Annotated in this window: 25 protein-coding genes; 10 read left to right on the plus strand and 15 right to left on the minus strand. The window is 64.1% G+C overall.

Annotation, left to right across the window (positions count from 1 at the left end; genetic code table 11):
* Nucleotides 1-123: 123 nt before the first annotated feature.
* Nucleotides 124-1149 (plus strand): response regulator transcription factor, encoded by a 1026-nt coding sequence (locus BM136_RS20140; RefSeq protein WP_092975076.1) that lies wholly within the window; start codon nucleotides 124-126, stop codon nucleotides 1147-1149.
* Between the two features lie 187 nt (nucleotides 1150-1336).
* Here the strand turns inward: BM136_RS20140 and BM136_RS20145 are convergent, their stop codons facing one another.
* Nucleotides 1337-1801, minus strand: a complete 465-nt coding sequence (locus tag BM136_RS20145; RefSeq protein ID WP_024978208.1) for an Lrp/AsnC family transcriptional regulator — start codon at nucleotides 1799-1801, stop codon at nucleotides 1337-1339.
* 133 nt (nucleotides 1802-1934) lie between these two features.
* On the opposite strand from BM136_RS20145, the gene BM136_RS20150 reads away from it, so the two are divergent.
* Nucleotides 1935-2981: a zinc-dependent alcohol dehydrogenase family protein gene (locus BM136_RS20150; RefSeq protein ID WP_092974784.1), complete on the plus strand. Its 1047-nt coding sequence runs from the start codon at nucleotides 1935-1937 to the stop codon at nucleotides 2979-2981.
* Nucleotides 2982-3191: 210 nt separating this feature from the next.
* Nucleotides 3192-3932, plus strand: a complete 741-nt coding sequence (locus BM136_RS20155; protein WP_092974787.1) for a response regulator transcription factor — start codon at nucleotides 3192-3194, stop codon at nucleotides 3930-3932.
* A gap of 34 nt (nucleotides 3933-3966) precedes the next feature.
* Here BM136_RS20155 and BM136_RS20160 read toward each other — a convergent pair whose 3' ends face one another.
* Nucleotides 3967-5739 (minus strand): rhamnogalacturonan lyase B N-terminal domain-containing protein, encoded by a 1773-nt coding sequence (locus BM136_RS20160; RefSeq protein WP_092974790.1) that lies wholly within the window; start codon nucleotides 5737-5739, stop codon nucleotides 3967-3969.
* Between the two features lie 270 nt (nucleotides 5740-6009).
* Nucleotides 6010-7080, minus strand: a complete 1071-nt coding sequence (locus BM136_RS20165; protein WP_092974793.1) for an FUSC family protein — start codon at nucleotides 7078-7080, stop codon at nucleotides 6010-6012.
* Nucleotides 7081-7367: 287 nt separating this feature from the next.
* On the opposite strand from BM136_RS20165, the gene BM136_RS20170 reads away from it, so the two are divergent.
* Nucleotides 7368-9557: a PTS sugar transporter subunit IIC/EAL domain-containing protein gene (locus tag BM136_RS20170; protein WP_092974796.1), complete on the plus strand. Its 2190-nt coding sequence runs from the start codon at nucleotides 7368-7370 to the stop codon at nucleotides 9555-9557.
* Nucleotides 9558-9573: 16 nt separating this feature from the next.
* On the opposite strand, the gene BM136_RS20175 is transcribed toward BM136_RS20170, so the two are convergent.
* The 6 genes from BM136_RS20175 to BM136_RS20200 form a co-directional block, all read right to left on the minus strand.
* Complete coding sequence (locus tag BM136_RS20175; RefSeq protein WP_092975079.1) at nucleotides 9574-10173, minus strand: hypothetical protein; 600 nt, start codon at nucleotides 10171-10173, stop codon at nucleotides 9574-9576.
* A 151-nt stretch (nucleotides 10174-10324) separates the two neighbouring features.
* Nucleotides 10325-10888, minus strand: coding sequence for a hypothetical protein (locus BM136_RS20180; protein WP_092974798.1), 564 nt, complete (start codon nucleotides 10886-10888; stop codon nucleotides 10325-10327).
* 108 nt (nucleotides 10889-10996) lie between these two features.
* The gene (locus BM136_RS20185; RefSeq protein WP_092974801.1) at nucleotides 10997-11458 is read right to left on the minus strand and encodes an MEKHLA domain-containing protein; all 462 of its coding nucleotides are present in this window, start codon (nucleotides 11456-11458) and stop codon (nucleotides 10997-10999) included.
* Nucleotides 11459-11513: 55 nt separating this feature from the next.
* A complete protein-coding gene (locus BM136_RS20190; protein ID WP_092975082.1) occupies nucleotides 11514-11978 on the minus strand; it encodes a GNAT family N-acetyltransferase in 465 nt (154 codons plus the stop codon).
* A 195-nt stretch (nucleotides 11979-12173) separates the two neighbouring features.
* On the minus strand, nucleotides 12174-13325 hold the full coding sequence (locus BM136_RS20195) for an ABC transporter substrate-binding protein (protein ID WP_092974804.1): 1152 nt from the start codon (nucleotides 13323-13325) through the stop codon (nucleotides 12174-12176).
* Between the two features lie 138 nt (nucleotides 13326-13463).
* A complete protein-coding gene (locus BM136_RS20200) occupies nucleotides 13464-14006 on the minus strand; it encodes a hypothetical protein (RefSeq protein ID WP_092974807.1) in 543 nt (180 codons plus the stop codon).
* Nucleotides 14007-14488: 482 nt separating this feature from the next.
* On the opposite strand from BM136_RS20200, the gene BM136_RS20205 reads away from it, so the two are divergent.
* Nucleotides 14489-15406, plus strand: coding sequence for a DMT family transporter (locus BM136_RS20205; RefSeq protein WP_092974810.1), 918 nt, complete (start codon nucleotides 14489-14491; stop codon nucleotides 15404-15406).
* 31 nt (nucleotides 15407-15437) lie between these two features.
* Here BM136_RS20205 and BM136_RS20210 read toward each other — a convergent pair whose 3' ends face one another.
* Together BM136_RS20210 and BM136_RS20215 are read right to left on the minus strand one after the other, a co-directional pair.
* Nucleotides 15438-16346 (minus strand): MASE4 domain-containing protein, encoded by a 909-nt coding sequence (locus tag BM136_RS20210; RefSeq protein WP_254775706.1) that lies wholly within the window; start codon nucleotides 16344-16346, stop codon nucleotides 15438-15440.
* Between the two features lie 224 nt (nucleotides 16347-16570).
* Entirely contained in the window at nucleotides 16571-17068 is a 498-nt protein-coding gene (locus BM136_RS20215) for a MarR family winged helix-turn-helix transcriptional regulator (protein WP_368073446.1), read from the minus strand.
* A gap of 260 nt (nucleotides 17069-17328) precedes the next feature.
* On the opposite strand from BM136_RS20215, the gene BM136_RS20220 reads away from it, so the two are divergent.
* The gene (locus tag BM136_RS20220) at nucleotides 17329-17784 is read left to right on the plus strand and encodes a VOC family protein (protein ID WP_092974817.1); all 456 of its coding nucleotides are present in this window, start codon (nucleotides 17329-17331) and stop codon (nucleotides 17782-17784) included.
* A 66-nt stretch (nucleotides 17785-17850) separates the two neighbouring features.
* Nucleotides 17851-18654, plus strand: a complete 804-nt coding sequence (locus BM136_RS20225; protein WP_092974820.1) for an enoyl-CoA hydratase — start codon at nucleotides 17851-17853, stop codon at nucleotides 18652-18654.
* A gap of 34 nt (nucleotides 18655-18688) precedes the next feature.
* Here the strand turns inward: BM136_RS20225 and BM136_RS20230 are convergent, their stop codons facing one another.
* From BM136_RS20230 to BM136_RS20240, 3 genes are all read right to left on the minus strand, one after another.
* Nucleotides 18689-19243: a thioredoxin family protein gene (locus BM136_RS20230; RefSeq protein WP_092974823.1), complete on the minus strand. Its 555-nt coding sequence runs from the start codon at nucleotides 19241-19243 to the stop codon at nucleotides 18689-18691.
* Nucleotides 19244-19306: 63 nt separating this feature from the next.
* A complete protein-coding gene (locus BM136_RS20235; RefSeq protein WP_092974826.1) occupies nucleotides 19307-19723 on the minus strand; it encodes an organic hydroperoxide resistance protein in 417 nt (138 codons plus the stop codon).
* Nucleotides 19724-19948: 225 nt separating this feature from the next.
* Nucleotides 19949-21718: a cytochrome c biogenesis protein DipZ gene (locus BM136_RS20240; protein ID WP_092975088.1), complete on the minus strand. Its 1770-nt coding sequence runs from the start codon at nucleotides 21716-21718 to the stop codon at nucleotides 19949-19951.
* A 209-nt stretch (nucleotides 21719-21927) separates the two neighbouring features.
* Here BM136_RS20240 and BM136_RS20245 point away from each other — a divergent pair, with 209 nt between their 5' ends.
* Entirely contained in the window at nucleotides 21928-22671 is a 744-nt protein-coding gene (locus BM136_RS20245) for a response regulator (protein ID WP_045205459.1), read from the plus strand.
* Nucleotides 22668-24014, plus strand: coding sequence for a sensor histidine kinase (locus BM136_RS20250; RefSeq protein WP_092974830.1), 1347 nt, complete (start codon nucleotides 22668-22670; stop codon nucleotides 24012-24014). Before BM136_RS20245 ends, BM136_RS20250 begins: the two co-directional genes overlap by 4 nt.
* Before the next feature lie 84 nt (nucleotides 24015-24098).
* Here the strand turns inward: BM136_RS20250 and BM136_RS20255 are convergent, their stop codons facing one another.
* Nucleotides 24099-25013 carry an alpha/beta fold hydrolase gene (locus tag BM136_RS20255; RefSeq protein WP_092974834.1) on the minus strand — a complete coding sequence of 305 codons (915 nt, stop codon included), beginning with the start codon at nucleotides 25011-25013 and terminating at the stop codon, nucleotides 24099-24101.
* 116 nt (nucleotides 25014-25129) lie between these two features.
* On the opposite strand from BM136_RS20255, the gene BM136_RS20260 reads away from it, so the two are divergent.
* Nucleotides 25130-25615 carry a winged helix-turn-helix transcriptional regulator gene (locus BM136_RS20260; RefSeq protein WP_175537178.1) on the plus strand — a complete coding sequence of 162 codons (486 nt, stop codon included), beginning with the start codon at nucleotides 25130-25132 and terminating at the stop codon, nucleotides 25613-25615.
* Nucleotides 25616-25619: the final 4 nt, after the last annotated feature.

Below are 25619 nucleotides of genomic sequence, written 5' to 3' on the forward strand. Positions count from 1 at the left end.
TGAAGTACACCGGCTATAGGCCTCGGCCGTTGTGCCGATATACCTGTCGTATGGATAGACGCGCTTGGAGCACCACGATGGATTTTCAGACTCAACACCGGCTGCATGCCGGCCAAGCGATCGATGGATCTCTCTACAGCTGAACTACGGGCGCTGCTCGATATCACCGGGCATTTGCACCAGGCATCGAGCGTCAGTGTTCTCGAACGTCCGGAAGTGGCAGAGAAGCTGGGGTCGCTGCTGCATTTCGATCTTGCGGCGCATATCCAGTGGGGGCGCGACGGTACGCATCAGACACGCCCAAGCGCGCTGTGGGGCCGAGACCAGGCCATGCGCAGTGAGTATCAGCAGTACTTCCATGGGGTCGACTCGATTGCGCAGTGCCTGACGGGCAGCTTTGAACCCGTCGTGATCGAGCGGAAGATCTGCCGCTCCGAATGGGGCAAGTCGGAGTACTTCACAGATTTTCTCTGCCGGCACAAGGCGTATCCGGGCATCAGCCTGCGCCTGCCCGATGCCAACGGGATGCTGCTGGACTATCGCTTCAGCACCAGCGATCCAAACAAGCGTTTCGGCGATCGCGAGACATTGCTGCTGAGCCTCTTGAAGCCGCATCTGTTGAATGCGCATCAACTTCGCGTCATCCAGGAAGTGGGGGAAGTCGGCGCTGTTGCTGATGCCGGTGCGCACGTGCCAACGTTCATGCTCGACGGCAAGTCACCGCCCCTGCCCAACGCAAAGGCGCGCGCCATCATGATTGGGTTGTGCATGGAAGAGCGAGACGCGCTCTATCAGCAATTGACAGAGGCGGCCAACGGATCACGCCACGGGCAATGGAAAGGCTTCGGGTTTTGCGTGGAGCGACTGGCTGCGCACGATGGCCCTGCGCTCGGTTGCCGGATTCACCTCGTCGCACGGGGCGTGGGGTCGTCTGCCTGGTTCCAGCAGCAGTTTGGCGTGACCGTGCGCGAAGGGGAGGTCTGCCACCTCATGCTCAAGGGCATGTCAGACAAGCAGATCGCCCTGGCCCTGAACATGAGCTACTGGACGGTGCGCACCCACGTGGGGCACATCATGAAAAAGCTTGGCGTGGAGTCACGCAGTGCGATCGGGCTTGCCGCGCTGGAAGCTGGCGGATCGCTGAAGTAATGCCCACGCGCGTGGCCATCTGTGCCGCGCCGGCAACGGTTTGATTGCGCGAATTTCAAACATCCTCAAATCGCTGTCTTTAAAGAGATGTTGATCTGGTGACGTTGCGCCGGTTCACGGGCAAGCCATTGCCAAAGACCGGCCAGTGGGTGCCCCGCCGCAGCGTTACGTGCAGGGCTGGCCCGCCTCAAACAATCGGCAACCGCTTGGTCGACTTCACCTGACGAAGCGAAATATTCGAGCGGATGCCAAACACACCGGGCAGCTTTCTCAGGACTTTTTCAACGAAGCGGCTGTAGTCGTCCAGATCATTGGCGACCACCTGGAGCAGGTAGTCGGCTTCGCCCGTTGTGTTGTCGCAGGCCAGGATGTTGGGGCTTGCCAGGATGAGCCGTTCGAACTCCGCCGTGACCTCTTCGGTGTGTTGGGTGCACATGATCTGCACATACACCATCACGCCGAGCCCGAGCTTGCGGCGGTCGAGCGCTGCGTGATAGCCCTCGATGAGGCCGGCATCATCCAGGCGCTTGAGCCGCCGCCAGCATGATGCTTCACTCAAGGAAAAGCGCTCCGCCAGCTTGGCGTTGGAGACGCGTCCGTCTTGCTGGAGTTGATCCAAAAGGCCCAGATCGATGGTGTCCAGTGCTTCCATGAAATCTCCTTTCCACGGCGTATCGGAATCAGAAAGGGCGCTTCGAAAGACTCCAGAAACGCCCTCGAAATAGAAAGATACTTTCGGCGACTGCGGCTTATATTGCAACGCTCATCCGCTCTGCGTTGGAATCATGAAAGCCATAGTCTACGAAGCCTTCGGCGCCGTGCCGAAGCACATGAACGTTCCCGACCCGACTCCGGCAACGGATGGCGTGGTCGTGCAGGTGATGGCCAGCGGCGTGTGCCGCAGCGACTGGCACGGCTGGATGGGCCACGACGCCGATATCGAGCTTCCGCACGTGCCCGGTCATGAGCTGGCCGGCGTGGTGGCGGCGGTCGGCGCGGATGTGACGCGCTGGAAGGTGGGTGACCGGGTGACGGTGCCGTTTGTGGGCGGCTGTGGTCACTGCCCAGAATGCCATGCGGGGCATCAACAGGTGTGCGAACAACAGTTCCAGCCGGGCTTTACGCACTGGGGCTCGTTTGCTGAATACGTTGGCATTGGCTATGCCGACCTGAACCTCGTGCGCCTGCCGGACGACCTGGACTTCACCACGGCGGCCAGCCTCGGTTGCCGCTTCGTGACGGCGTTTCGTGCGGTGGTCGACCAGGGCAAGACCACTGCCGGCCAATGGGTTGCGGTGCATGGATGCGGCGGCGTGGGCCTGTCGGCCATCATGATTGCCAACGCCATCGGCGCGAATGTCGTGGCCATCGACATTTCAGACAGCGCGCTGGAGCTGGCGCGTTCATTGGGGGCCGTCGCCACGGTCAACGCATCGCGTGAGTCTGATGTGGTTGAGGCGGTGAAGGCCATCACGCAAGGGGGCGCCCATGTTTCGCTCGATGCGCTGGGCCATCCCACCACGTGCTTCAACTCGATCAGCAATCTGCGCCGGCGCGGCAAGCATGTGCAGGTCGGCCTGATGCTGGGTGATCACACGACGCCCGCAGTCCCCATGAGCAAGGTGATTGCGCATGAGTTGGAAATTCTGGGCAGCCACGGCATGCAGGCCCATCGCTATGGCCCGATGCTGGACATGATCCGCGCGGGCAAGCTGCAGCCCGGGCGAATGGTCCGCAGGGAGATCAGCCTCAGTGCTTCGATCGAGGCATTGACGAACATGAACCGGTTTGAAGGCACCGGCGTGACGGTGATCACGGATTTCGCATCCTGAACGGTGTCACGGGCGGATCCTGTGTGCTGTGTGCTGTGTGGTGTCGAACGCGTCACCTGCGCCGCCGCTGCAGGGGCGATGGTCGGCTGGCCCCCTCGCCGCATCGCTAGTCATAGCGATGGATGAACACACTGTGAACGCTATGCTTTTGCGAAACATAACAAGCGGGGTGGACGTATTGATCGACCCCGCGCCGTCGGGGAGCTTGCCATGAAATTTGCTGTACTGACCACCAACCCAACCAGTTTTGCTTATGTAGCGGCCTGCCTGTCAGCGCAGGGCGTGACGTGCGTGCACTTCGACGACGCATTGGCCCTGATGCGCACCGGGCACACCGAGGCCTTTGCGTTGCTGATGATTGATGCGAAGCAGTTCAGCACGGCCGCCCGACAGTTGCTCTCGGGGCGCGAGCGCAACGCCAACATGTGCCGACCAACGTTGGTGTTTGGCGACTTTGCCGGCCGCCACGAGATGCTCGGCGCGTTCGACGCCGGTATCGACGACATCATTTCCGGCCACTTCAGCGCCGAGGAGTTGTGCGCGCGCGTTCGCCGCATCCTGCGCGGGGCCGGCAAGTCGACGCAGGCCGCGCCCGATACGCAGGTGGTGGTCGGGCCCTATCGTCTATGTCGGTTGACCCGCACCGCGACATTGGATGGCGTACCCATTCGTCTGACCGCACGCGAATTCGCCACGGCCTGGCTGTTGTTCTCGTCGTCTGGGGCGTTTCTGTCGCGCCAGCAGATCGCGTCTGCGGTATGGGGCACAGACGCCAGCGTTGCAGAGCGCTCGATCGAACAGCACATCTACAAACTGCGCAAGAAGCTGGGCTTTGGCCCGGCGACCGGCGTCGAGCTCAAGACCGTCTACTCGCGCGGCTATCAGTTGGCGGCCCAGCCGGCGGGCGGGCAGTCGGAGAGCGCTGGCCCGAATGTGAAGCTGGCAGCTTGACGCATGTACGCCGGCACGCTGGTCACGGTGCCCGCTACTTCAGCAAATCGATGGCGTCGAAGGCGTAACCGGGGCTGAGAAAGCCTTCTCCGGCGTTACCGCTGGTGACGTTGATCTTCAGCTCATTCTCGCCAACCACGAAGGCCGACGCCGGAACGTCGAACGCAAAGGTGGCGTTGTTGCCGCGGTAGGAGCCCGCCGTGAGGCTGCGGGTGGTCGGCTCAGCCGCGGGTTGCGGCGCGGGTGCGCTCCACTGGTTGACCGTGATGCTCGGGCGGGCATGGGCAAAGGCCGTGGTGATGCCGATGCGCAGCCGGTGATCAGCCATGTCACGCGGCTCCAGCCGGAAGCGCACCACCAACATGCCGTTGATGGCTTTCCACTGATACGCAGGGAAATCGCTGGCGGGGGTCGAGCGCCCGACGATGTATTGGGGCACGCCCCACGGCTGCATCCGAACATCGGATGGATGCATCACCGTGACCTGGTTGCCATTGCGGAATTCGCGCGGGCTGCCATCCCAGGTGCCAATGCGCCATAGCGCGGCATCGTGTTGCGGATCGTGATCGATGCCGCCACACGCGCAAGGCGTTGTGCGGGCGGGCTGGATGTCTACGTTGAAGCGTTTCACTTGCAGCTCATTTCGGTAGAGCGTCGCCTGATACTGGCCGGGCAGCATGCCTTGCAGGTGAAAGTGGCCGTCTTTCGTAGAGACATCACCCCAGTACTGCGCCTGCGCGTTACTGAGGGCCAGGGTATATGGGGCGTCTTCTGTCAGGCCAGTGAAATGGCCTTCGAGGGAGCCGCGCTGGTTTTCCGGCACGTAGCCGGGCAGGTCCATATCCTTGAACCAGTGGGTGCTCACGTCACGGGGCGGTTCGCCGTCGGTAAAGGCGAGAACGTAGCTGTTGAGCACGCCCATGCGGTAGGGCTCGGTCTGGTTCTCGCCGTAGTTGACGATGTAGGTCAGTTCCTGGTCTTCAGCGCCCTGGTCGAGGAGGCTGCGGTAGAACGGGCCGCCAGACCCGCCCTCGTTGTTGTCACGCACTATCCACATGCCCACGCCGGGGCCGGTCGCGCCAAAGTACTGCCAATCCTTCAGGCGCATGTTGGAGTAATGCTTGGACCGGGTTTCGCCGTTGGCCAACCCAAAAACATCATGCGCTTCTACACCGCGCACGGCGGTGGTGATGTCGGCGCATTGCGGGCCGTCGGGCAGGCGTGCATGCGGCACCCGCACGACAAAGCGCACAAGGTTGGGCTTGGGCTCCGCCGTGAAATACGTTGCCATGTAGATGTTGGGGTGCCCGCGGCGGGCCATGTAGACATGGGTTAACGCCCCGGCGCTGACGGTAACCTTGATGGCGTCATTGCCCACGCGTGCCGCGTCTACATTGACGCGATCGTCCCCGTCATACAGGCCGGAAAAGCCGGAATTCACCTGACTGCCTTTACGCGGGTCTTGATACTGCACGCCGTGCCAGAGCAAGGAGACGATGTCGCCCTTGCCGCGATCACCGCCGTTGGCCCCTCGTGTTCGGATCTTGAATACCAGTCCGGCACCGGTATCGACGGTGTAGGCGTTGGCATCCGCGCTGATGCCGAATTGGCCGACCTGCGGCGGGTGCGAGCCAGTGGGGACAGCGTGGTCCGCCTCGATGGCTGCGTCATTGCCGATTCGGCAGGGTACGGCGCGATTGTGTAGTGGCTCGGCGCTCGCAAGCTGCGCGCAGACCGGTGAGAGCGCAAGGGTGACAGCGCTGAGCAGTCTCAGGCTGAGGCGTTTGGTCCAGTGAGGTGTGTACATGTCTGGCTCCCAACCGGCGACCGGATAGTGGCCACGGCGAATCGGCTGCGTGCAACTACATCCCTCGGCCCGGTCGATGGAAAGGTGCTCCGCACCGGCGAAAAAAAAGCCCCGAGGTGGTCAATCCCGAGGCTCCCCGACCATCTTTTCACGAAGGCTCGTGAACTATGGCTACGCGCCAGTCTACCGACCTGGCCCCACACCTGCATGCGTAGCTGAGAATAATTGAGCAATGCGTGCGCCGCTCTCAGCAGACACAGCGCGCGCGCTTCACCCAATATTCCACTGCGGCGCAATCGCCAGCAGTTGCCGCCGGAGGTTCTCGATCTCGTTGGCAAAACCCTCCGCCAGCGCGCTTTCCACGGTAGGTGTGCCGGGCGTGTGCTTTAGCTCTGCCAGGTCGGCCGCGCGCGGTCGTGCCAGGCGCGCCACCGTGCCGAACCGCAATGCCCGCGACATGCCGATCAGCGTGTCTCGGATGCGTCGGGCGCCCACACCGGGCAGGGCGTCTGCACTCGGTGCGCCCAATGCCCCGTGCGTTGCATTGAGCAGTTCCAGCGTGCTGATGCAGATGCGCAGGCTGCGCTGGATGTTCTCCAGCCGCTCCACGGGCACGTCAATCTCTTTGGACACCGACGGCATGAGCGAGCGCAACTGCACCAGCAGCGTGTTGAGCTTGCCGAGGTGTTTGCTGCGCTCGCCCGAGGCTTCATCGGCCTGGCCGAGGTTGGCATAGGCGCGGGCGCATTCACGCAGCGCCTCGGCCAGCCGGTAGCGCCAGGAGTAGGTGGCATACAGCGGCAGCGCAAACGAGAACAGCAGCGCAATGGCAATCCCCACCAGCACGTTGAGCGTGCGCCATGCGCCGTCGAGCAGGTTGTTGTCGCCATGCCCCACCACGATGACCAGCGTGATGGCGGCCAGCAGCGCGATATAGCCGCCCTTGCCGATGGCGTGATACGCGCAGATGCCGCACGCGATGGCCGTGAGTGCATACGTGAGCGGCAGATGCGCGAGCCACGTCTGCTGAACGATGATCAACAGCCCCGCCACCGCGCCGATCAGGGTGCCCCAGGCGCGCTCGGCCGCGCGCTTGCGGATGTTGCCGTGGTGCTGCAGCCCGGCAATGACGATCAGCAGCGAGATGGTGGCCCACTCGCCATGCGGCCAGCCGAAGCCCGACGTGACGGCAATCGACAGCAGCACGCCCAAGCCGACGCGCGTGGCATGGATGTAGCGCGCATGCTGATAGCGCCGATGCGGGTCGCGCATGAGGCGGAGCAGGGAAAGAAGGGGTGCAGGTAGTTTCACAGTGCGGGGCGCACGAAGGGAAATCGACATAAGCAAGATCGTTGCAGATTCTGGGGCGCGCCGTACACAGGTTGGGCGCCACGTTGGTGCCGATGCCTTGTTGTGGTGCGCGCCGGGGGCCGGCGACGCATCAAGACTTCGGGTTTCCCCTAGGTATTGCACAAAGCTTGCCATGGGCTGGTGAGCATTTTTGCGTATTGCGTAAGGGGTTGCGCTTCAGGCGCGTGGGATTGTGTCGATTACGATGCATAGCCCGATCAGCAAAACTCCGGGCTGCCCCGGATATTGCCGATCCACCTCGAACAAGATCCAGTCCTATGACGACGCAGGCGCTATCGCCCTGGCTGAGGTTGTTGAGTGCCGCCGAGCGCTTCGACCGCGGGCCGTATTTCATTGCCATTCGGCGTGGGCTGGCGCTCTCTTTGCCGCTCATCATGGTGGGCGCGCTGGCGCTGCTCTTGCGCAACCCGCCCACCGCCGGCATGCGCCACGCGCTGCTGACTGTCTTTGGCACGCGGCTGGACGTCTTTTGCGACAGTGTGTTGGCCGGAACAATCGGCATCGGCGCGCTGGTCGCGCTCTTTGGGTTTGCCGAAGTGCTGGCGAAGCTGCACAACCAGCGCGCGGGGCATCGTGTGGTCAACCCGACCGTGGCGGCGGTGGTGGTGGTGTCGTGCTTCTTCACGCTCATTACGCCGGATGCGGATGCATCTTTGATGGCATCGGCATCGGCATCGGCATCGCTCTCGCTGGGGCGCGGGCTGTTTGGCGCTTTGCTGGTTGCGTCGCTGGGCGGCAGCCTGTTTCTGAAGCTGTGCGGCATCCGCCGTTTACGCATTCCGTCTCACCACCTGAGCAACGATCTTCTGGTGGGCGATGTGCTGTCGGTCATGCCGGCCGGCATGCTGACGATCCTGACGTTTGCGCTGCTCAAGATCGTCGTGGACTGGGCGGGCGGGCCGCAGCTCATGGCGGCATTCGATGCGCTGCTGGCGGTGCCGCATTCGGAAGTCTCCAACAGCCTGCTGTTTGGTCTGGGCTACGAAACCGCGGCGCAGGTGCTCTGGCTGTTCGGCATCCACGGGCCGAATGCGCTGTACGCCGTCCACCAACACATCCTGGAGCCCGCAACGCAGGCCAATGCGGCGGCGGTTGCCAACGGTGGCCAGCCGCAGTTCATCTTTACGTACCACTTCTTCGCGGTGTTCGCGCGCATGGGCGGCTCGGGCGGCACGCTCAGCCTGATCCTGGCGCTGCTGATGTCCAGGCGCACGCTGCGTGGGCGCAAGATGGCGCTCGTCGTCATGTTGCCGGCGCTGTTCAACGTGAACGAGCCATTGCTGTTCGGGCTGCCGCTGGTGCTGAACCCCGTCTATGCGATTCCGTTTCTGCTCACGCCGCTGGTGCAGATTCTGATCGCCTATGCGGCCACCGTTGCTGACCTGATGCCCAAGACCGGCTACAGCGTGGCGTGGACCACGCCGGCGTTGTTCAGCGGCTACGCGGCCACCGGCTCGGTATCAGGCGCGGTGGTGCAGCTCATTGGCTTGGTGGTGGGGGCGGCAATCTACCTTCCGTTTGTGCGCATGGCGGATGTCTTGTCCGCACGGCGCAGTCAGGACGTACTGGCTTCTCTGCTGCAGATTGCCGAGTCGCCCGAGGTGAGCCTCAAGGGCCGGCGGTGTTTGGACCTGCCCGGCGACGAGGGCCGCATGGCGGTGGCGCTGGCCAGCGACCTGGAAGGCGCCATCAAGAAAGAAGGCCAGATCTTTCTGGAGTTTCAGCCGCAGGTGGATTGCACAACCGGGCGCGTGTTCGGTGCAGAGGCGCTGCTGCGCTGGCAGCATCCGGTGCTGGGGCGCGTGGCGCCGCCCATTGTCGTGGCGCTGGCCGATGACATTGACCAGATCGACCAATTGGGCCTACGCATCCTGTCGCTGGCGTGTCAGCAGCGCGCTGCGTGGCGCGATGTCTTGCCGGACGATTTCGTGGTCGCCGTCAATCTGTCGCCACGGCAGTTGCTGGACTATGCGTTCCATCGGAACGTGATCGACATCCTGCACCGCGAAGGGTTGTCGCCAACGCAGCTTGAACTGGAGATCACCGAAACCACGATGCTGCTGCCGGACATCAACGCCATCGGCAACCTGAAACAGTTGCGGGAGGCTGGCGTGAAAGTCGCGCTCGATGATTTCGGGATGGGGCATACGTCGCTGCACTACCTGCGCGAGCTGCCGCTGGACACCGTGAAGATCGATCGTTCTCTGGCCGACGTGAGCGCGGGTAGCATCAATGAACACATCGTGCGCAGCATCGCGAGCCTGAGCCGGACGCTGAACCTGTCGACGGTGGTGGAAGGCGTGGAAACCGAACAGCAGCTCAAGCGCCTGTCGGCCCTGGGGTGCGACCGTTTTCAGGGGTATTTCTTCAGCCGCCCGCTGGCGCCGAGCATGTGCCAGCAGTTTGTGCTGGATGCCAACCTGCGGCCGTTGGCATACGCGCTTTGAAGGCGGGCGCGCTGGCTTACCGGTACTTGCCTACAAAGTTTTCGCAGCGACGGACGCGGTCAACCTTCGCGGCCCATCGGTACAAGCCTTCCACCAGGCTCTTGCTGACTGTGACCGGTTGACCATTGATCTGCCCCAGCACTTCCGATTGATTCGGGTAGGGCTTCTCAAACAGCAGCTTCATCTCGCTGCCGCCTCCAAGCGCCAGGTAGGCGGCCTCGCGAGGCTCGAACTGCAGTACGAACGAGTTGCTGCGCACGCTGGTGTGCTCGATGAATTCCGCAAAGTTGGCGACGAGCGCGGCGTCTTCGGTGCTGTATTCGCAGCCGGCGTCTTTCAGTTGCGCTTCGTCCACGGCCTTGAGCGATGCCATGGCGGGGTCCATCAAATACAACGTGATCGCACGCGCCTTGCGCATCCGGGCGCTCAGGCCTTCGGCTTCCCAATAGCTTTGTTCGACCTTGACGAGGGGCTCCGCCCTTGGGGCGGGCACGGGGTTGGGCGCCTCCGCTTGCGGGGCTTCCGGCATGGGCGCTTCCGCTTGAGGTGTGGCTGCTTGAAGGACTTCCGTCTGGAGCGCTTCGCTTTGCGGCGCGTCTGTCAGGGGCGCTTCCATTGAGATTTGTCCGAAGGCCGCTTGGCCCATGCTGCAAGCGCAGGCCAAGACCAGAGAGATGATCTTTTTCGACAACTCCTACCCCTTTGAAACGTACGTTGTTGTGTTGTGAATACCAACCCGGCGATATGACGGAACAGCCCGGCGATGCCTATTGCGACGAGCGCGGTGCCGGCCATCGCCGCATTGCACCGGGCGTTTCGGGCATCTGCTGCAGTGGTGTCTTCGTCAACACGTAATGGTGATGCCGCCCGCTGCGGTCTGCAATGTCGAAGAGATAGCTGCCTTCCGGAACCACCATCGTCGCGAACGACGGTGGCATGGTGCCGGAGTTCACCGGGTCTGGGTTGGCTTGCCGCATCAGAGAGAAGAAGTTGACCTCGCCCGTCAACGCATCGCACTGCATGGCGGTGTAGCGTTGGTTTTCGACATACCACCCTCGGCAGTCGGAGCCGGCCAGCGTTATTGCGCCGGTGGTCGGGCCCATCATCTGCAGGCTGAGCTGGTCTGAGCCGTCTTGCTTGCTGACGAAGGCTTGCGTATAGCCGTGGCCATCGTCGTTGCGGCTGTCTGTGATGGTGTAGCGGCCGGCCAGTTCATTGGCGGCCCGCTGCAGCGCGAGCTTCTGCTGTTCGGGCGTGCGGGGGTCTTGATAGCTGACGCACCCAGCGAGAGGCGCGATGGCGCAGAGCGTTGCGATGGTGCGAGCGAGCATGATCGTGGCGGTTCCTTGGCGAACGGATTTTACGCCGGACTTGGAACACCAAATGCGAGGTTCCGAGGCCTAAAACAGCGAGGCCGGGCCGCGCTTTTTCCCCGCAGGTCACACGTCATGCCAGTGGTGGAAGGTCGCGGCTTGCCCGTGGTACACGCCGTCGCTGTCGATCAGATTCCACACGGTGCCGCCCTCAATCCAGAATCGCCTTCCGGAGCGCGAGATGCGCACGCCCCGATAACCGGTGGCGAACCCGCGTGTGCGTACCGATTCGAGCAATTGCGCGCGTTCTTCGCGGTTTGGTTGCTCTGCTGAAAAACGCGACCGCAACGCCGTGATGCCGTTCCAATCGTATTCAAAGCAGCGCTGCGCGGCCCGGTTCGCGTAGATGAAGCACGGGTCGGCATCGGTGTTGTGTGCCAGCAGGCAGAAGGGCGCGTCTTCGTAAAGCCATCGGGCCGCGTCGGTGCGGGTGGCGGCGTTGTCGAACAGCGGCACGCCGACAAGCCGCTGGTGGCTCTCGGCAAGGAGGTTGAAGAACTGCGGGTCCAGGCTCAGGGATACCGTCATCGCGTTGTTTCGGTCGTCTTCAAGAAGGGCGGCTCGGGATTCTAGCAACCGCGCGCTACAGCGTCCGACCCAGGAACAGCGTGCCCGGCACCGGGTTGAACGTGATCTGCGGTGCGGGCGTAAAGCCCAGCGACAGGTAGAGCTGCTGCGCGGCTTTGAACTCGGGCAGTACGTCCAGACACATGCGGGCATAGCCGGCGGCCTTGGCGTCTTGCAGCAGGCGCTCGACAAGGCGGCGGCCGAGCTGCTCGCCGCGTGCAGCGGGGCGGACGTAGACGCGCTTCATCTCGCACGTGGTTGCATCCACCTCACGAAACGCGGCGCAACCGACCACGGCATCGGCTTTCCAGGCCAGCAGCAATTGCCCGCGCGGCGCGGCGTAATTGCCGGGCAGGGCAGCAAACTCGGCTTCGTAGTCCTGGAAATCCAGGCTGACGCTGGGGCTTGCCACGTATTCACGAAAGATGGCCTGCACGGCGGCCATGTCGGCAGGAAACTGCGCGGGGCGGATCTCGATCATCGGGTTCACGTCCTTCTGGTGATGGGCAGGCAGAAACAAAAAATCCGCCTCGGGAGGCGGGTTCGGCTGGCTTGGCGCCACACACTACCGTCCCGTTGGCGGGGCGGTGCGAATCATCTGCAGGGTGGTGGCGGGCGCGCGTTGCATGGCGCCATGTTGCCACCGGTGTGCGTTGGGGCACAAGTTGCGCATGGCTTAACCGACCAGGTGGCCGTTGCTGCCAATCATCGTCACGTCCACGTAGTCGAGCCCGGCGTGGTTGCTGCGGTCGTAATGAACACGCACGCCGCCAAAGTCACGTGTGCCAAAGCCTTCCAGCGCCTGGATGAAGCCGTCGCGCGTGGGGTTGTTGCCGCAGGCCTTCAGGCCCTCCACGATGACGCGGGCGGTGAGGAAGCCCTCCACCGCTTCGTAGGTCTGGTTGCTGTGGTCGCCAAACTTGTCGTTGGCCTCGCGAAACGCGCGCACCAGCGGCTGGGTCCGCGCGTTGGGGCCCGGCATGACCTGCGTGACAGCCACGCCATGGGCCAGCGTGCCGGCCTTCTCGAACACGGTCTTGGGCGTGGTGACGGACAGAATCCACGGCTGCGGCAACGGCACCGGGCCGTGCTTGGCCTGATAGCGCATCAGCATGTCGGCCACCGAGGTGGGCGAGGTGAACAGCAGCGTTGTCTGCGGGTTGGCGGCGGCAATCTTGTCGACCACCATGTCGATGTCGTCGCCCTTGGCGTTGTGCGGGATGAGCGCGACGATCTGCGCGCCAAACTTGTTGGCTGCAGCCTTGGCGGCGTCCGCATTGCCGGAGCCAAAGGGGTTGTCCTGGTAGACCACGGCCACGCGCTTGAGCCCGATGGTGGTGGCGTGCTGGACCATCTTCGTGACTTCGTCGGCGTAGCTGGCGCGCGTGTGGAACAGTGGTGCGCTCGCTTTGCGGGCGGCGGTGGCGCCGGTCATGGCGCCCACCATCGGCAGGCGGTATTGCTCCAGCAGCGGCAACGCGGCGATGGTGTTACCGGTGCCGCCCATGCATACCAGCCCGAACACGCCTTCCTGCACCAGCGTCTTGACGTTGGCCACGGCCTTGTCTGGCAGGTAGTTGTCTTCCAGCCGCTTGACGACCAGCTTGCGTCCGGCCACGCCGCCCTGGGCATTGACCTGTTCGAAGCCGGCCAGCAGGCCATTGGTGTAGTTCTTGTACAACCCGCCCCATACGCTGTCGAACCCAACCGTCTGCCCAAAGACGATCTTGTCTGCGAACACGCCGGCTTCCGCCGCGCGTGCCATGGGCGACAGCATCATTGCGCCGCCCAGTGCTACCGAACTCCGTACGAATTGCCTCCGGTCCATACCTGTCTCCGCCCCTTGTTTTATTGGTGGTGTGGCAGGAGTGTCGAAAAGGTGAGCGCCGACCGAAATGGCGGATAACCCTGAGGTGAGAATTGTTGAGATACCGGATGCGCGGGCTGCAGGCCGTGGTGTCGTGCGCTAATGGGCTGCGACGACGGGGCAGCCGCATGGGAGGACGAACGCAGCATCGTTGTTCCCGGCCAACTCGAAGTACACGCTGCCGGGGGGCAGCAGATCGATGATGCGGAACGCGCCTCTGGCGTTGAAGATGATGGCGTGAGACACCAGCGACACCATCACCGACCCATCTGCATGGCGCGCATTGGTGGGGTCGGACAGGGCTGGTAACGTCCAGCCGCTCAAGCCGGCGCGCACCATGGCCGCGAGGATGTCGGCATGGGCGTCTTCGGCACAGGCCGGTGGAGGGTCAATCTTGCTGAGTTCTTTGCGCAAGCGGTGCAGGCGCTGCCGCGTTTCCAGCGTCCGCAAGGCTTTGACCCGGGTTGGCGCGGCGGGCTGGCGTGCAGCGGTGGATTTAGGCAACTGCGTGAGCCCGGGACTGGGCGCCCGGGGTGCGCAGGCGGGTTGTTGCGCAACGCGCGTCAGCGGCCCGGCGTGGTGGCCGTCAGACGGGTTGTCATGCCGTGGCGGGATACCGTTCGCGCTGCTGATCTTCGACATCGAGGGTGGTTTGCACTGATTGGAGGCCAGAGGTTGACGGTCATGCACGTGGTGTTGCGCATGACCGTCGGGCCCCGCACGGCCGCTTGTAGCGACCTGCCGAGAGGGCGGCATCTTAGGCAACTGCTGCGGTTGCGTCACCCCTCAGCCGCGTGTTACGGCGGTGTGTATTCGCCAATGAGGACAGCTTTTCGGGGGCGAGCACAAATCGGATGGGCCTTCGACTGAGCCAAGAAAACCCGCCTTTCCTCGTCTCGTCAGTCAGTACCCTCATCGTGGGCTGAGCGTCGTGGCCGCTATGCGTCTGAGCCACGCATCCAATGTCGCACTCGTCGCTATGCCGCAACATCCACGCACGATTGAACATCGCCACCCACGCTTCGCTCCACACCAAACCGTTTCCCGCACGGCCAAAGCCCATCCCCGCTACGATCCTCCCGTATCCAGTTGCGGCCCTAGCCGCCAAAACAGGAGGGCACTCCGTGCCGCACACCGACACGCCCCCATCCAGCCACGCCACCGATCTGGCCCTGCTCTTCACGCTGTCGACCTTGTGGGGCGCGTCTTATACCTTCATCCGGATCGGCGTGGAGACCATTCCGCCGCTCACCTTCATTGCCGCCAGAACGTTGATCGCGGCGGCGTTGCTGTTGCTGTGGATGCGCAGTCGCAACGTCCGCATGCCGCGCGACAGGCGAGTATGGATGCGCTTTGGCGTGCAGGCATTGCTCAACAGCGTTGTGCCCTTCACGCTCATCGCGTGGGCCGAGCGCTCGGTGGGGGCGAGTCTGGCGACCATCCTGAATTCGACGTCGCCCGTGATGGTGTTTGTGGCGACGGTGCTCATCACGCGGCACGAGCCGGTGTCGTTGCGCAAGCTGATCGGCGTGGTTGCCGGGTTTGTCGGCACGTGTCTGGTGGTTGGTCCGAGCGCGCTCGATGGGCTGGGTGGGCAGCTTGTTCCGCAACTGGCCATCGTGGCGGCCACGGCGTGCTATGCAGGTGCGGCCATCTACGGCCGGTCTTTCAAGGGGCTGCATCCTGCGGCGCCGGCTACCGGCTCGTTGCTGGTGGGGGCGTTGGTGCTCACGCCCGCGAGCCTGCTTGTTGATCACCCTTGGGCGCTTGAGCCTTCTGCGCGTTCGTTGATGGCGTTGGTGGCGCTGGCGGGGCTCTCCACGGCGCTGGCCTTTGCCATCTACTTCCGGCTCATCCAGACGCTGGGTGCGATCGGTACCACCGCGCAGGCCTATCTGCGTGTGCCGATTGGCGTGGCGATCGGCGTGGTGTTGCTGGGGGAATCGTTGCCCTCTTCGGCGTGGATCGGGCTTGCGTGTGTGGTGGCGGGGGTGGCGGCGATGTCGATGCCGGGCCGGGCCACGCAAATGCGGCGGGCGTAGCGCGGCGCAACCGCATCACCGCGTCACCGCATCAACCTTCGCGATCCCCCACATTGCTCGCGGCCAGCCGCTTGAGTTCGGCCCGCGCCGCAGCCAGCCGGGAATGCAGCACCGTGTTCTCGATCAACAACAGCAGCAGTACAAAGCTCGCCCCCAACAACCCGAACACGCGGCCGGCATAGAAGCCGAGGTCATACCGCCCGCCGTTGAATACGGTGCTGAGCGCGACATCGCAGATCCACACGCACAGCACGACCATCAGCCAGATGTCGAGCGTCAGGTGCGGGCGGCTGCGCCAGAGCACGACCAGCGCGACCATGCAAAAGCACCATGTGCTGCCGGCCACGAACCCCATGACGGGCGTGTAGCGGTTGGCCGCCATGATGGTGGGCAGCAGGTGTTCGCCGGCGGTGGCCAGTGCCACGCACGCTGCCGCTGCGCCCAGCACGGCCGCCACGGTGCCCAGTGCCGTTTGCCGCGTCAGCGTGTGGGCGGGGAAGCGGTCAGGCTCGCGCTCTTCCTGGGCCTTGAGCACGGCGTAAGCGATGACAAACAACGGAAAGCCCGCGTGCCAGAACATGTAGATCCAGGCGGTGCTCTGCGGCCCGGCGCCCAGCAGGCCGCCGGATGCGAACAGGCCCGGAAATGACAGCAGATGCCCCACCGCCGTGGCGGCCGTGAAGAGGTAGCCGCTGGCGAGCGCCAGCATTGCGCGCGACCGTGTGATGGCGAATTGCCCGAAGAGCAGCGCCGCGGTAATCAGGTCATTGAGGATGAGGGCCGACTCGTAAATCGGCACGAACGACGGAAGTTGCGCCAACTGCACCTTGGCGAACGGCACGGCCGACATCAGCACCACGAGCGACAGCACGGCCACCGCTTGCGCCATCCAATACGTCCGGCGTCCCGGAGAGAGGCTCAACAACAGGCCTCGCTGCATGTCCAGCGTTTCCGATATCACGTTGGCCCCCTTGCGGTGACTGTGTCACTCGTTCGCTTTTGCTTCTGGTGTGATTTGCGGTGCGACCGCGATCCGATTGTGCTGCCGGCGGCGGCTTGCGGTGGTGCGCCCCGCGCATCTTGGTGGGGCTGGCGACCGACGTCTTATAGACGCGTGATAGTCAGCCGCCCGCCCAATGTCAAAGCGGCGAAGGGGTAGGCCGTTCAGGTCTGGCGCCGTAGCTGCTTCCACAGCTTGGCGAGGATGCGCTGGAGCGCGGCGCATTCGGTTTCGTCCAGGCAGGCGACGAGCGCTTCGCAGGTGTCCCAGAACGTGGGCAGGGCCTGGGCGAGCAGGGCTCGGCCCGCATCAGTCAGGGTGAGGGAAAAGCTGCGCCGGTCTTCTGTGCTCAGTGCACGCTGCAGCAGGCCGCGCTTCTCCAGCCAATCCAGCACGCCCGTGACGGTTGAGCGCGTGATGCCGAAGTAGTCCGCCATGGCCGACGGCGTGACTTCCTTGCTGTCGATCAGCCCCCGCTCGGCCAGGCCAAAAAACATCAGCACATCAAGCTTGTTTTCCGACAGGCCCAGCGCGGCCAGGGAGGCATCAACACGCGGGCCGATGTCGTCGGACAGCCACAGCAACAGCATGCCAATCCCGGCGCGGCCCTGATGGGTGCCGCGCCGCGCAGTCTTCTTCATCAGGGCGAGGTGCGGCTGCATAGCGAGCGCAAGGTCCTGGTCGATGTCGTCTTCGCGGGAGGCGGTGCGATCGGATGCGGCGTTGCGTTGCTTCATGACGAAAGGCCTGGGCAGGCGATATGGACCGTGTGTGAAGACGGATTATACGCATCACATAAAATACGGTTTACAGATAGTACGGTTTACGTACTATACTGCGGCCAGTCGGCATCGGATGCCCGGATGCCGCACTTGATCAACGCGGGGCCGCCTGGCCGCGCACAACGCTTAAGGAAGACGCTATGTCAGTCAAAGTCGTGGGGCTGCATCACGTAGGTTTTCGGGTGCCGCAGGGGCAAGCCGATGCCACCCTGGAGTTCTATCGCGACGTGCTGTCGCTGCCGCTCGATGCCACACGCTGGAAGATCCGGGGCATTTATGGGTCGTGGATCGACCTGCCCAATGGCACGCAGGTCCACATCCTCGGCTGCGACGGGGTGTCGGATTACGCCCGCGCGCCGGATGAAGACCCGGTGTCGAACCACCTGGCGCTGGCCGTGGAGGATGTGCTGGCCGCAGAGCAGGCCCTGATTGCGCGTGGCGTGCGCTACTTCTCGCTCGACAACGTAGCTTCGCCCGGGCTGAAGCAACTGTTCCTGCGGGACCCGGCGGGCAACATGGTCGAGCTACATCAGGCCAGCGCGCGCCGGCCCGGCGTGGCGGCTGACAGCCAGCACGCAGCTACTGGCAACGCCTGAGTGCGGCGCGCGCGCGGCAGAGATAGACTGGTGCCCACCCGGGCACCAGCCTGCAAAGGAGTGCGCATGCAACCTCACCCCACCACCAATGCCGCCACCGAGGCACTCGTCTTGCGTGACGACCACGAGGGCGTCGTTACCCTGCGGCTGAATCGGCCCCTGCAGTTCAACGCGTTGTCAGAAGCCATGCTCGATGCGCTGCAGCGCGCATTGGACGACATTGCGCTAGATGCGACGGTGCGCTGCGTGGTGCTCGGCGCCGAGGGCAAGGCGTTCTGCGCCGGACACGATTTGCGCGAAATGCGCGGTACGCCCGACCTTGCGTACTACCAGGCTTTGTTTGCGCGGTGCAGCGTGGTGATGCAGGCGATTCAGGCGCTGCCCGTGCCTGTCATCGCGCGCGTGCATGGCGTGGCAACAGCGGCCGGCTGCCAATTGGTCGGCAGTTGCGACCTGGCCATCGCTTCAGACACCGCGCGATTTGCGGTGTCAGGTATCAATGTCGGCCTGTTCTGCTCGACGCCTGCGGTGGCACTGTCGCGCAACGTGCTTGCGAAGCGCGCGTTCGACATGCTGGTAACGGGCCGCTTTATCGATGCGGCTACGGCCGCGGACTGGGGCCTCATCAACGAGGCCGTACCCGCGGAGGAACTGGATGCCGCCGTGGCTCGCAAGGTGGCGGACATCGTCTCGAAGAGCCCCGTCGCCATCCGCTATGGCAAGGCGATGTTCTATCGGCAACGGCAGATGCCGCTTTCCGATGCTTATGCTTACGCGGGCGATGTCATGGCCCGCAACATGATGGAAGAAGACGCCGGCGAGGGCATCGACGCCTTCCTGGAAAAGCGCCCCGCCCGCTGGCGTTCATAAGCGCCGTCGGGGCGCGACTTCTCACGCAGCCTCATCACGCAGGCTTCTGCGGCTTGCGGTCTGCCAGCAGCTTCTGGATGGCGGCTTCCGTCTCGGCGTAGCGGCCTTCGCCAAAGTGCTGATAGACGATGCGCCCGTCGGTATCGATCAGGTACAGCGCTGGCCAGAACTGGTTGTGGAAGGCAGACCACGTTGCGTAGCTGTTGTCCTGCGCGACCGGGTAGCGCACGTCCAGGCGCTTGAGTGCTTCCTGCACGTTGGCGGTTGATTTCTCAAACGCGTATTCCGGCGTGTGCACGCCCACCACGACCAGGCCCTGATCCTTGTACTTGTCGTACCACTGCTTCACGTGCGGCAGCGTGTTGAGGCAGTTGATGCACGAGTACGTCCAGAAATCCACCAGCACGACCTTGCCGCGCAGGTCCTTCATCGACAGCGGCTGCGAGTTCAACCACTGGTTGATGCCGGTGAATTCGGGAGCCGTCGCGCCGGTTGCTGCGGTCTGGCTGAAGGCGGGCACGCCAGTCCCGACAAAGTAGACGGCGCCAATGGCGAGTGCCGCAAGCGCGGCGCGGAAGGTGGTGCGCATGATGTGCAATCCCTGAAAGGTTGAAGGGGAAGGCCAGCCAGTGCCGGCGGGCCATGCGGTGTGTCAGACCACGTTCAGCTCGACGTGGATATTGCCGCGCGTGGCCTTCGAATACGGGCAGATCTGGTGGGCGGCCTGCACCACGGCTTGCGCAACTTCGTGGTCCAGGCCGGGCAGGCTCACATTCAGGCGTGCTTGCAGGAAGAACGCATCGTCGGTGGTGCCCAGGTCCACTTCGGTATTCAAGGACAGATCGGCCGGCAGCTTGATCTTCATCTGGCTGGCCGCACGGCCCATTGCGCCGATAAAGCAGGCCGACCAGCCCGCGGCAAACAGTTGCTCGGGGTTCGTGCCGCGGCCGTTGCTGCCGGGGGGCGACAGCTTCAGGCTCAGGCGGTCGTCATCGCTGTGTGCCTGGCCATCGCGGCCGCCGGTGACGTTGACCTTGGCGGTGTACAGAACGTTTTCGATGCGGGTCATGGTGATCTCCTTTTGATGAAGGGGGAAGACTGAGGGTTGGATTTGCGTCCCGGCGCCAGCGGCTTGGTGTGCGCTTGTTGCCGGGGCCACGAGACGTATTAAAGAGGGCCGACGTATCCCTGAAGTAGCGTGGAAGGGCCTTTCTGTCTGGGCATGTATCTCTGTGGCGCTTGGATACAAACGCGTACAAAAAGGCCGCATGCAGTGGCGGTGTCCGCAACGGCATCAGCCGAAGGTAAAGGCGTAGGCATGCGCCCCCGCATCAAGAAAGCGGATCTCGAACGTGTGCTCGCCCACCGTGCCAGCCTGGCGGACGAGCTGGTAGAGGCGCGTTTGCGTGATGGCGCCATTGCCGTGAGCATCGGTATCGGCGCCATGGCTGTCGCCGGGGGGCTTGCCATCGATCGTGACGATGAAGCGCACGGCGCGGCCGTCCGCGGCCGGTCCGAGCACGAGGTGCAGATCACGCGCGTGGAATCGGTAGACGATGCTGCCGTCGGCGTGGTCGAGCGTGGCTTGCTCGGCCTCGATGGTCCATTGGCCAGACAAGCCCCATTCGTTCAGGCCGAGCTTGCCGACGCTGTATGCGTGCGACGTGCCGATCTGCGCACCGCCTGGCGATGCAAAGCGGTCGGCTTGCGCGTAGCCCACGTACGTTTCCGGCGAGCGGACGTTGTCCAAGTCCGGCGCGGCCTGGGCCCCGGGGGCATCGGGCGCGACCACGCCGCCTGTCACCTGCCTGTTGCCTGCCTCGGCCAGCAAGGCCTGGATGACGCGTTCGGAGGCGGTGTAATCGCCCTCGCCAAACTGGTGGTGCCGGATGTTGCCCTGGGCATCGACAAAGTACGCGGCCGGCCAGTAGCTGTTGTGGAAGGCGTTCCAGATACGGTAGTTGCTGTCGATGGCCACCGGAAAGTTGACGCGAAAGCCGCTGACGGCGCGGGTGACGTTCTCGGGAGATTTCTCGAAGGCGAATTCCGGCGTGTGCACGCCCACGACGGTCAGGCCCTGGTCCTTGTACTTGTCGGCCCACGCGCGCAGGTAAGGCAGCGTGCGGATGCAGTTGATGCAGGAGTACGTCCAGAAATAGACCAGCGTGACCTTGCCGCGCAGTTGGTCGCCAGTGAGCGGTGCGGAATTGAGCCACTGCACCGCGCCGTCGAACGAGGCCAGGCGGCCCTCTACGGGCAAGCCGCTGGATCTCGCCACGGGCGCGGCCTCGGCTTCGGACACCACGTTGAGGCTGGCTTGCGGTGCCGGCCGATTCACGCCCAGCCCGTTGACGAGTGCCTGCTCAAGCTGCGTGGTGCCGCCGGAAGACAGGCGCGCCAGCAGGCCCGTATCTGCCCCGAGACCGATGAGTGCCACGCCGCCCAGCACGCTAGCGCCCATGATGCGACGCGCCCATTCGCCCAGGCCCATGGAGCGCTTCATGGCTGCGAATACACGCCCGCCCAGCCCCAGCGCTGCCGCCAGCGACGTGGCTGCGCCTGCGGCGTAGGCCGTCAGCGCCAACGCGCTGGACACGCTCGCGCCATTGAGCGCCACGCCTGTCAGCACCAAACCGAGGATCGGGCCCGCGCATGGCGCCCACAGCATCCCCGTGGCCACACCCAGCAGCAGCGAGCCCGCCACCGAAGGTTCCGCCGATGCCCCGCCCGTTGACGCTTGCCCCGCCAGCCGGTTGCCCAGCGCCACCGCCGGCCGGGCCATCAGATCGGCCAGCCGTGGCCACAGCAGCGACAGCCCGAACACGGCCAGCAGCGCAAGCGCGGCAAACCGGCCGACTTCATTGGCACGCACCGCCCACGCGCCGCCGGCCGAGAGCAGCGTGGCAAAGCCGGCAAAGGTGAGTGCCATGCCGGCGAGCATCGGCAGCTTGCCGCGCACAAAGGGCTGGCCGGTACGGCTCAATACAAACGGCAGGACGGGCAGGATGCACGGACTCAGGATGGTCAGCGCGCCGCCCAGGTAGGCGAGTATCAGCAGGCTCATGATCGACATTCCTTGGCAAGGGATCGGGATTGCCTCCATCAGACGCCGCGCGCGTAGCTGGCTTGTATCGCCGCAGGGGCGACTTTGTATCGCACTGTACAAATGCGTCTGCCAGATGCATTCCGATACAACACGGGCTCGCTACGTCACACGGACAGGCGCAAAATGGCGCCTTCCTTCCACCTTCCATCGTGCCGAGGCCACCCCCCATGGATGCCCACGTCGACCACATCCTGATCGTCGATGATGACCGCGAGATCCGCGAACTCGTTTCGACCTATCTCACCAAGAACGGGCTGCGTGTGACCGCCTCGCCCGATGGGCGCCACATGCGTGCGTTTCTGGAAGCCAACACCGTCGACCTGATCGTGCTCGACCTGATGCTGCCCGGCGATGACGGCCTGGTGCTGTGTCGCGAACTGCGCGCCGGCAAGCACAAAGCCACGCCCGTATTGATGCTGACCGCGCGCGACGACGAGACCGACCGCATCATCGGCCTGGAAATGGGCGCCGACGATTACGTGGCCAAGCCGTTCGCCGCGCGCGAACTGCTCGCCCGCATCAAGGCCGTGCTGCGCCGCACGCGCATGCTGCCGCCCAACCTGCAGATTTCCGAAGCTGGGCAGATGCTGGCCTTTGGCGAGTGGCACCTCGATACCACCGCGCGCCACCTGATCGATGCCGAGGGCACCATCGTCGCCCTGAGCGGTGCGGAATACCGCCTGCTGCGCGTGTTTGTCGACCACCCGATGCGCGTGTTCAACCGCGATCAACTGCTCAACCTCACGCAGGGCCGCGAGGCCGAGATGTTCGAGCGATCCGTCGATCTGCTTGTCAGCCGCTTGCGCCAGCGCCTGAATGACGATGCGCGCGATCCGGCGTACATCAAGACCGTGCGCAGCGAGGGCTATGTCTTTGCCAAGCCGGTGGAGATCAAGGAGGCACGCCAATGAGCACAGCAACGAGCGCGCGTGCCTGGGCGTGGCCGCGCACGCTGGGCTCGCGCCTCTTTGTGATCCTGCTGGCGGGCTTGGTGGTGGCGTATGCGCTGTCGTTTGCCGTGCTGTTTTCCGAGCGCTACATGAGCGCGCGCGAGGTCATGCTGGGCACGCTCGAAACGGATGTGTCCACAGCCATCGCCATCCTTGACCGCCTGCCTGCGGACGAGCGCCCGCAGTGGCTGCCGCGCCTGAATCGCGGCAACTATCAGTACATCCTCGGCCCTGGCTCGCCCGGCGTGCCGGAGATGACCCAGCGCGGCAAGGACATCGCCGCGCGCATCAGCGAGGCCAGCGGCGGCCGCTTTCCCGTGACGGTCGAGTCAATACCGGGCGACGGCAAGCAACTGCAGGCGCACCTCACGCTGAGCGACGGCAGTACGCTGACGATTGATGTGCACCCGCGCATGACGCCCATCGCGCAGTGGCTGCCATATGTGCTGGTGGTGCAATTGCTGTTGCTGATCGTGTGCTGCTGGTTTGCGGTGCGGCTGTCGATCCGGCCGCTGGTGGCATTGGCCGATGCCGCCGATGCGCTCAACCCCAACGCGCAGACACCTCCGCTGGACGAGACCGGCCCGACTGAACTGGCGCGCGCAGCACACGCCTTCAACGCCATGCGCCAGCGCATTGCCCGCTTTGTTGAAGAGCGTGTGCAGATTCTGGCTGCCATTTCGCATGACTTGCAGACGCCCATCACACGCATGAAGCTGCGCGCTGAAATGGCGGAAGACTCTGAAGAGAAGCGCAAGCTGTTGAGCGATCTGGCCGAGATTGAAACGCTCGTGCGGGAGGGCCTGGCCTACGCGCGCAGTGCGCATGGCGATGGTGAAAAGCCATCGCGCATCGACGTCGGGTCGTTTGTCGAGAGCCTTGTGTACGACTACCAGGACACCGGCAAGCCGGTAACGCTAGAGCAGCACGCTACGGGCGCGATCGTCACGCGTCCGCACGCATTGCGCCGCGTGTTGACCAACCTGACCGATAACGCCATCAAATTTGGCGGCGCGGCGGAAATGGATGTGCGCCGCGACGGCGAAGCCGTGGTGATCGAAGTGCGCGACCGTGGGCCCGGTATTCCGGAAGACAAGCTCGATGCCGTGTTGCAGCCGTTTGTGCGGCTGGAGAATTCGCGCAGCCGAGAGACGGGGGGCACGGGGCTGGGCTTGGCAATTGCGCAGCAGCTGGCCGTGGCTGCAGGCGGTGGGCTCACGTTGCGCAATCGCAAAGGCGGTGGTCTGGTGGCGGAAGTCAGGCTCTGCCAGGCGGCCGTGCCAGGGCAGCGCGAGCAAGCGTAGCCTGCGCTGGGGCGCTGGCCACGCGTTCGCGTTCGCTGTCTTCTGTGCATGTATGCGGCGTGGTAGTCGGCGCATGCTACGCCCTCACGTTTGCGCAAGAAACGTCGCGATACGATCGGCAATCGCATCGGGCGCATCTTCCAAGCTGTAATGCCCAACACCGGGCAACCGATGCACCGGCCCATCCGGAAATAGCTCGCTGAACAGTGGCAGGAAATACTCCGCATGCAGCGTGCGATCTGCCATGCCCCAGATCGCCATGGCGGGTTTGGTCGCGATGGCACGGCGCGCTGCGGCGTCCGGCATTTCAAAGCGATGGGCGCCTGTCGCAACGCCTTTGGCCCAGCCGATGGCGCCAGCGCAGTCAGCCGGCGTTGCAAAGCGCGCGCCGTACGCCCGCAACCACGCATCGTTGATGAGCCGGTGGTCTTCAAAGCCGTTGAGCTTCAAGGTGCTGAGGATGTTGAAGCCGAGTTCACCCAGCACGGCTTCAAGACGCCCCTCCGGTTCGGCCCGCATGATCCACTGAAACCACGGCGACACCGCTGCATTGGCGGCCAGGCGTTCACCCAGCGTCGCCTGCCCGAACGGCGTCGGCCCATTGACGCTCACGATGCGCCGAATGCGATCCGGATGCCGTGACGCGAGCCCCATCCCGACGGGCCCGCCAAAGTCATGCATGACGAGCGTCATGCCGCGCAGGTCCAGCGCAAGCACGAAGCGCTCAAGGTTGTCGATGTGGTCTTGCAGCCAGTAGCTGCGTGATGGCGGTGTTTCGCTTCTGCCGAAGCCCATGTGGTCGGGCGCCACCACGCGGTGGGTGCCGTGCAGCGCCGCGATCAGGTGCCGGAAGAGGAAGCCCCATGTGGGCTCGCCATGCAGGCACAGCACGACTTCGCCATCGGCGGGGCCTTCATCCACGTAATGCATCTGAAAGCCCGGTGCATCGGTAAAGAGGGGGGTATAGGGGTACATCCCGTCGAACGTGTCAACGCGCATGCCGTGCTTCCTCTTCATTCATTTGGTTGCAAAATAGAACCGTTGCGTTATAGCAGTCGAGGTTTTATATTGCAACCACATTGAATGTGAGGGCGCGCCCGGAACGCGCGATACAGATGGTCAAACGTACGAGCCATGCGGATTCTCTTTGCGGCGTCGCCAGACCGCTGGACGCCATTGGCGACTGGTGGTCGTTGCTGATCGTGCGCGACGCGTTTGATGGCCTGCGCCGCTTTGGCGAGTTTCAACGCAGTCTGGGGCTGTCGAAGAACATCCTGGCGGTGCGGCTGCGCAACCTTGTGGCGCACGACATTCTCGAGACGGTGCCGGCGGCTGACGGCAGTGCGTATCAGGACTACGTGCTGACCGAGAAAGGGCGCGCGCTGTTTCCACTCCTGGTGGCGCTGCGGCAATGGGGCGAAGCGTTTTGCTTTGAGCCCGATGAGGCGCACGTTGTGCTGGTTGAGAAGGCAACGGGCAAGCCGGTGCCGCGGCTTGAACTCCGCGCGCAGGACGGGCGGGCGCTGGCTCCGGAGGATACGGCGGTCGTCCACCCCACGGCCGTCAAGGAGACGAAGCGCCAGCGGGTGAAAGCGGGCTGAACGC

This window comes from Ralstonia sp. NFACC01 (assembly GCF_900115545.1).
GTDB classification, from domain to species: domain Bacteria; phylum Pseudomonadota; class Gammaproteobacteria; order Burkholderiales; family Burkholderiaceae; genus Ralstonia; species Ralstonia mojiangensis.

What these genes read in the sequence shown, in the direction of transcription:
- BM136_RS20170 (WP_092974796.1), top strand. Translation starts at nt 7,368, where the DNA reads ATGACGACGCAGGCGCTATCGCCCTGGCTGAGGTTGTTGAGTGCCGCC.
- BM136_RS20210 (WP_254775706.1), bottom strand. Translation starts at nt 16,346, where the DNA reads ATGCAGCGAGGCCTGTTGTTGAGCCTCTCTCCGGGACGCCGGACGTAT.
- BM136_RS20195 (WP_092974804.1), bottom strand. Translation starts at nt 13,325, where the DNA reads ATGGACCGGAGGCAATTCGTACGGAGTTCGGTAGCACTGGGCGGCGCA.
- BM136_RS20260 (WP_175537178.1), top strand. Translation starts at nt 25,130, where the DNA reads ATGGTCAAACGTACGAGCCATGCGGATTCTCTTTGCGGCGTCGCCAGA.
- BM136_RS20225 (WP_092974820.1), top strand. Translation starts at nt 17,851, where the DNA reads ATGCAACCTCACCCCACCACCAATGCCGCCACCGAGGCACTCGTCTTG.
- BM136_RS20190 (WP_092975082.1), bottom strand. Translation starts at nt 11,978, where the DNA reads ATGATCGAGATCCGCCCCGCGCAGTTTCCTGCCGACATGGCCGCCGTG.
- BM136_RS20245 (WP_045205459.1), top strand. Translation starts at nt 21,928, where the DNA reads ATGGATGCCCACGTCGACCACATCCTGATCGTCGATGATGACCGCGAG.
- BM136_RS20235 (WP_092974826.1), bottom strand. Translation starts at nt 19,723, where the DNA reads ATGACCCGCATCGAAAACGTTCTGTACACCGCCAAGGTCAACGTCACC.
- BM136_RS20220 (WP_092974817.1), top strand. Translation starts at nt 17,329, where the DNA reads ATGTCAGTCAAAGTCGTGGGGCTGCATCACGTAGGTTTTCGGGTGCCG.
- BM136_RS20155 (WP_092974787.1), top strand. Translation starts at nt 3,192, where the DNA reads ATGAAATTTGCTGTACTGACCACCAACCCAACCAGTTTTGCTTATGTA.
- BM136_RS20185 (WP_092974801.1), bottom strand. Translation starts at nt 11,458, where the DNA reads ATGACGGTATCCCTGAGCCTGGACCCGCAGTTCTTCAACCTCCTTGCC.
- BM136_RS20230 (WP_092974823.1), bottom strand. Translation starts at nt 19,243, where the DNA reads ATGCGCACCACCTTCCGCGCCGCGCTTGCGGCACTCGCCATTGGCGCC.
- BM136_RS20255 (WP_092974834.1), bottom strand. Translation starts at nt 25,013, where the DNA reads ATGCGCGTTGACACGTTCGACGGGATGTACCCCTATACCCCCCTCTTT.
- BM136_RS20200 (WP_092974807.1), bottom strand. Translation starts at nt 14,006, where the DNA reads ATGTCGAAGATCAGCAGCGCGAACGGTATCCCGCCACGGCATGACAAC.
- BM136_RS20150 (WP_092974784.1), top strand. Translation starts at nt 1,935, where the DNA reads ATGAAAGCCATAGTCTACGAAGCCTTCGGCGCCGTGCCGAAGCACATG.
- BM136_RS20180 (WP_092974798.1), bottom strand. Translation starts at nt 10,888, where the DNA reads ATGCTCGCTCGCACCATCGCAACGCTCTGCGCCATCGCGCCTCTCGCT.
- BM136_RS20175 (WP_092975079.1), bottom strand. Translation starts at nt 10,173, where the DNA reads ATGGAAGCGCCCCTGACAGACGCGCCGCAAAGCGAAGCGCTCCAGACG.
- BM136_RS20165 (WP_092974793.1), bottom strand. Translation starts at nt 7,080, where the DNA reads ATGTCGATTTCCCTTCGTGCGCCCCGCACTGTGAAACTACCTGCACCC.
- BM136_RS20160 (WP_092974790.1), bottom strand. Translation starts at nt 5,739, where the DNA reads ATGTACACACCTCACTGGACCAAACGCCTCAGCCTGAGACTGCTCAGC.
- BM136_RS20250 (WP_092974830.1), top strand. Translation starts at nt 22,668, where the DNA reads ATGAGCACAGCAACGAGCGCGCGTGCCTGGGCGTGGCCGCGCACGCTG.
- BM136_RS20240 (WP_092975088.1), bottom strand. Translation starts at nt 21,718, where the DNA reads ATGAGCCTGCTGATACTCGCCTACCTGGGCGGCGCGCTGACCATCCTG.
- BM136_RS20145 (WP_024978208.1), bottom strand. Translation starts at nt 1,801, where the DNA reads ATGGAAGCACTGGACACCATCGATCTGGGCCTTTTGGATCAACTCCAG.
- BM136_RS20140 (WP_092975076.1), top strand. Translation starts at nt 124, where the DNA reads ATGGATCTCTCTACAGCTGAACTACGGGCGCTGCTCGATATCACCGGG.
- BM136_RS20215 (WP_368073446.1), bottom strand. Translation starts at nt 17,068, where the DNA reads ATGCAGCCGCACCTCGCCCTGATGAAGAAGACTGCGCGGCGCGGCACC.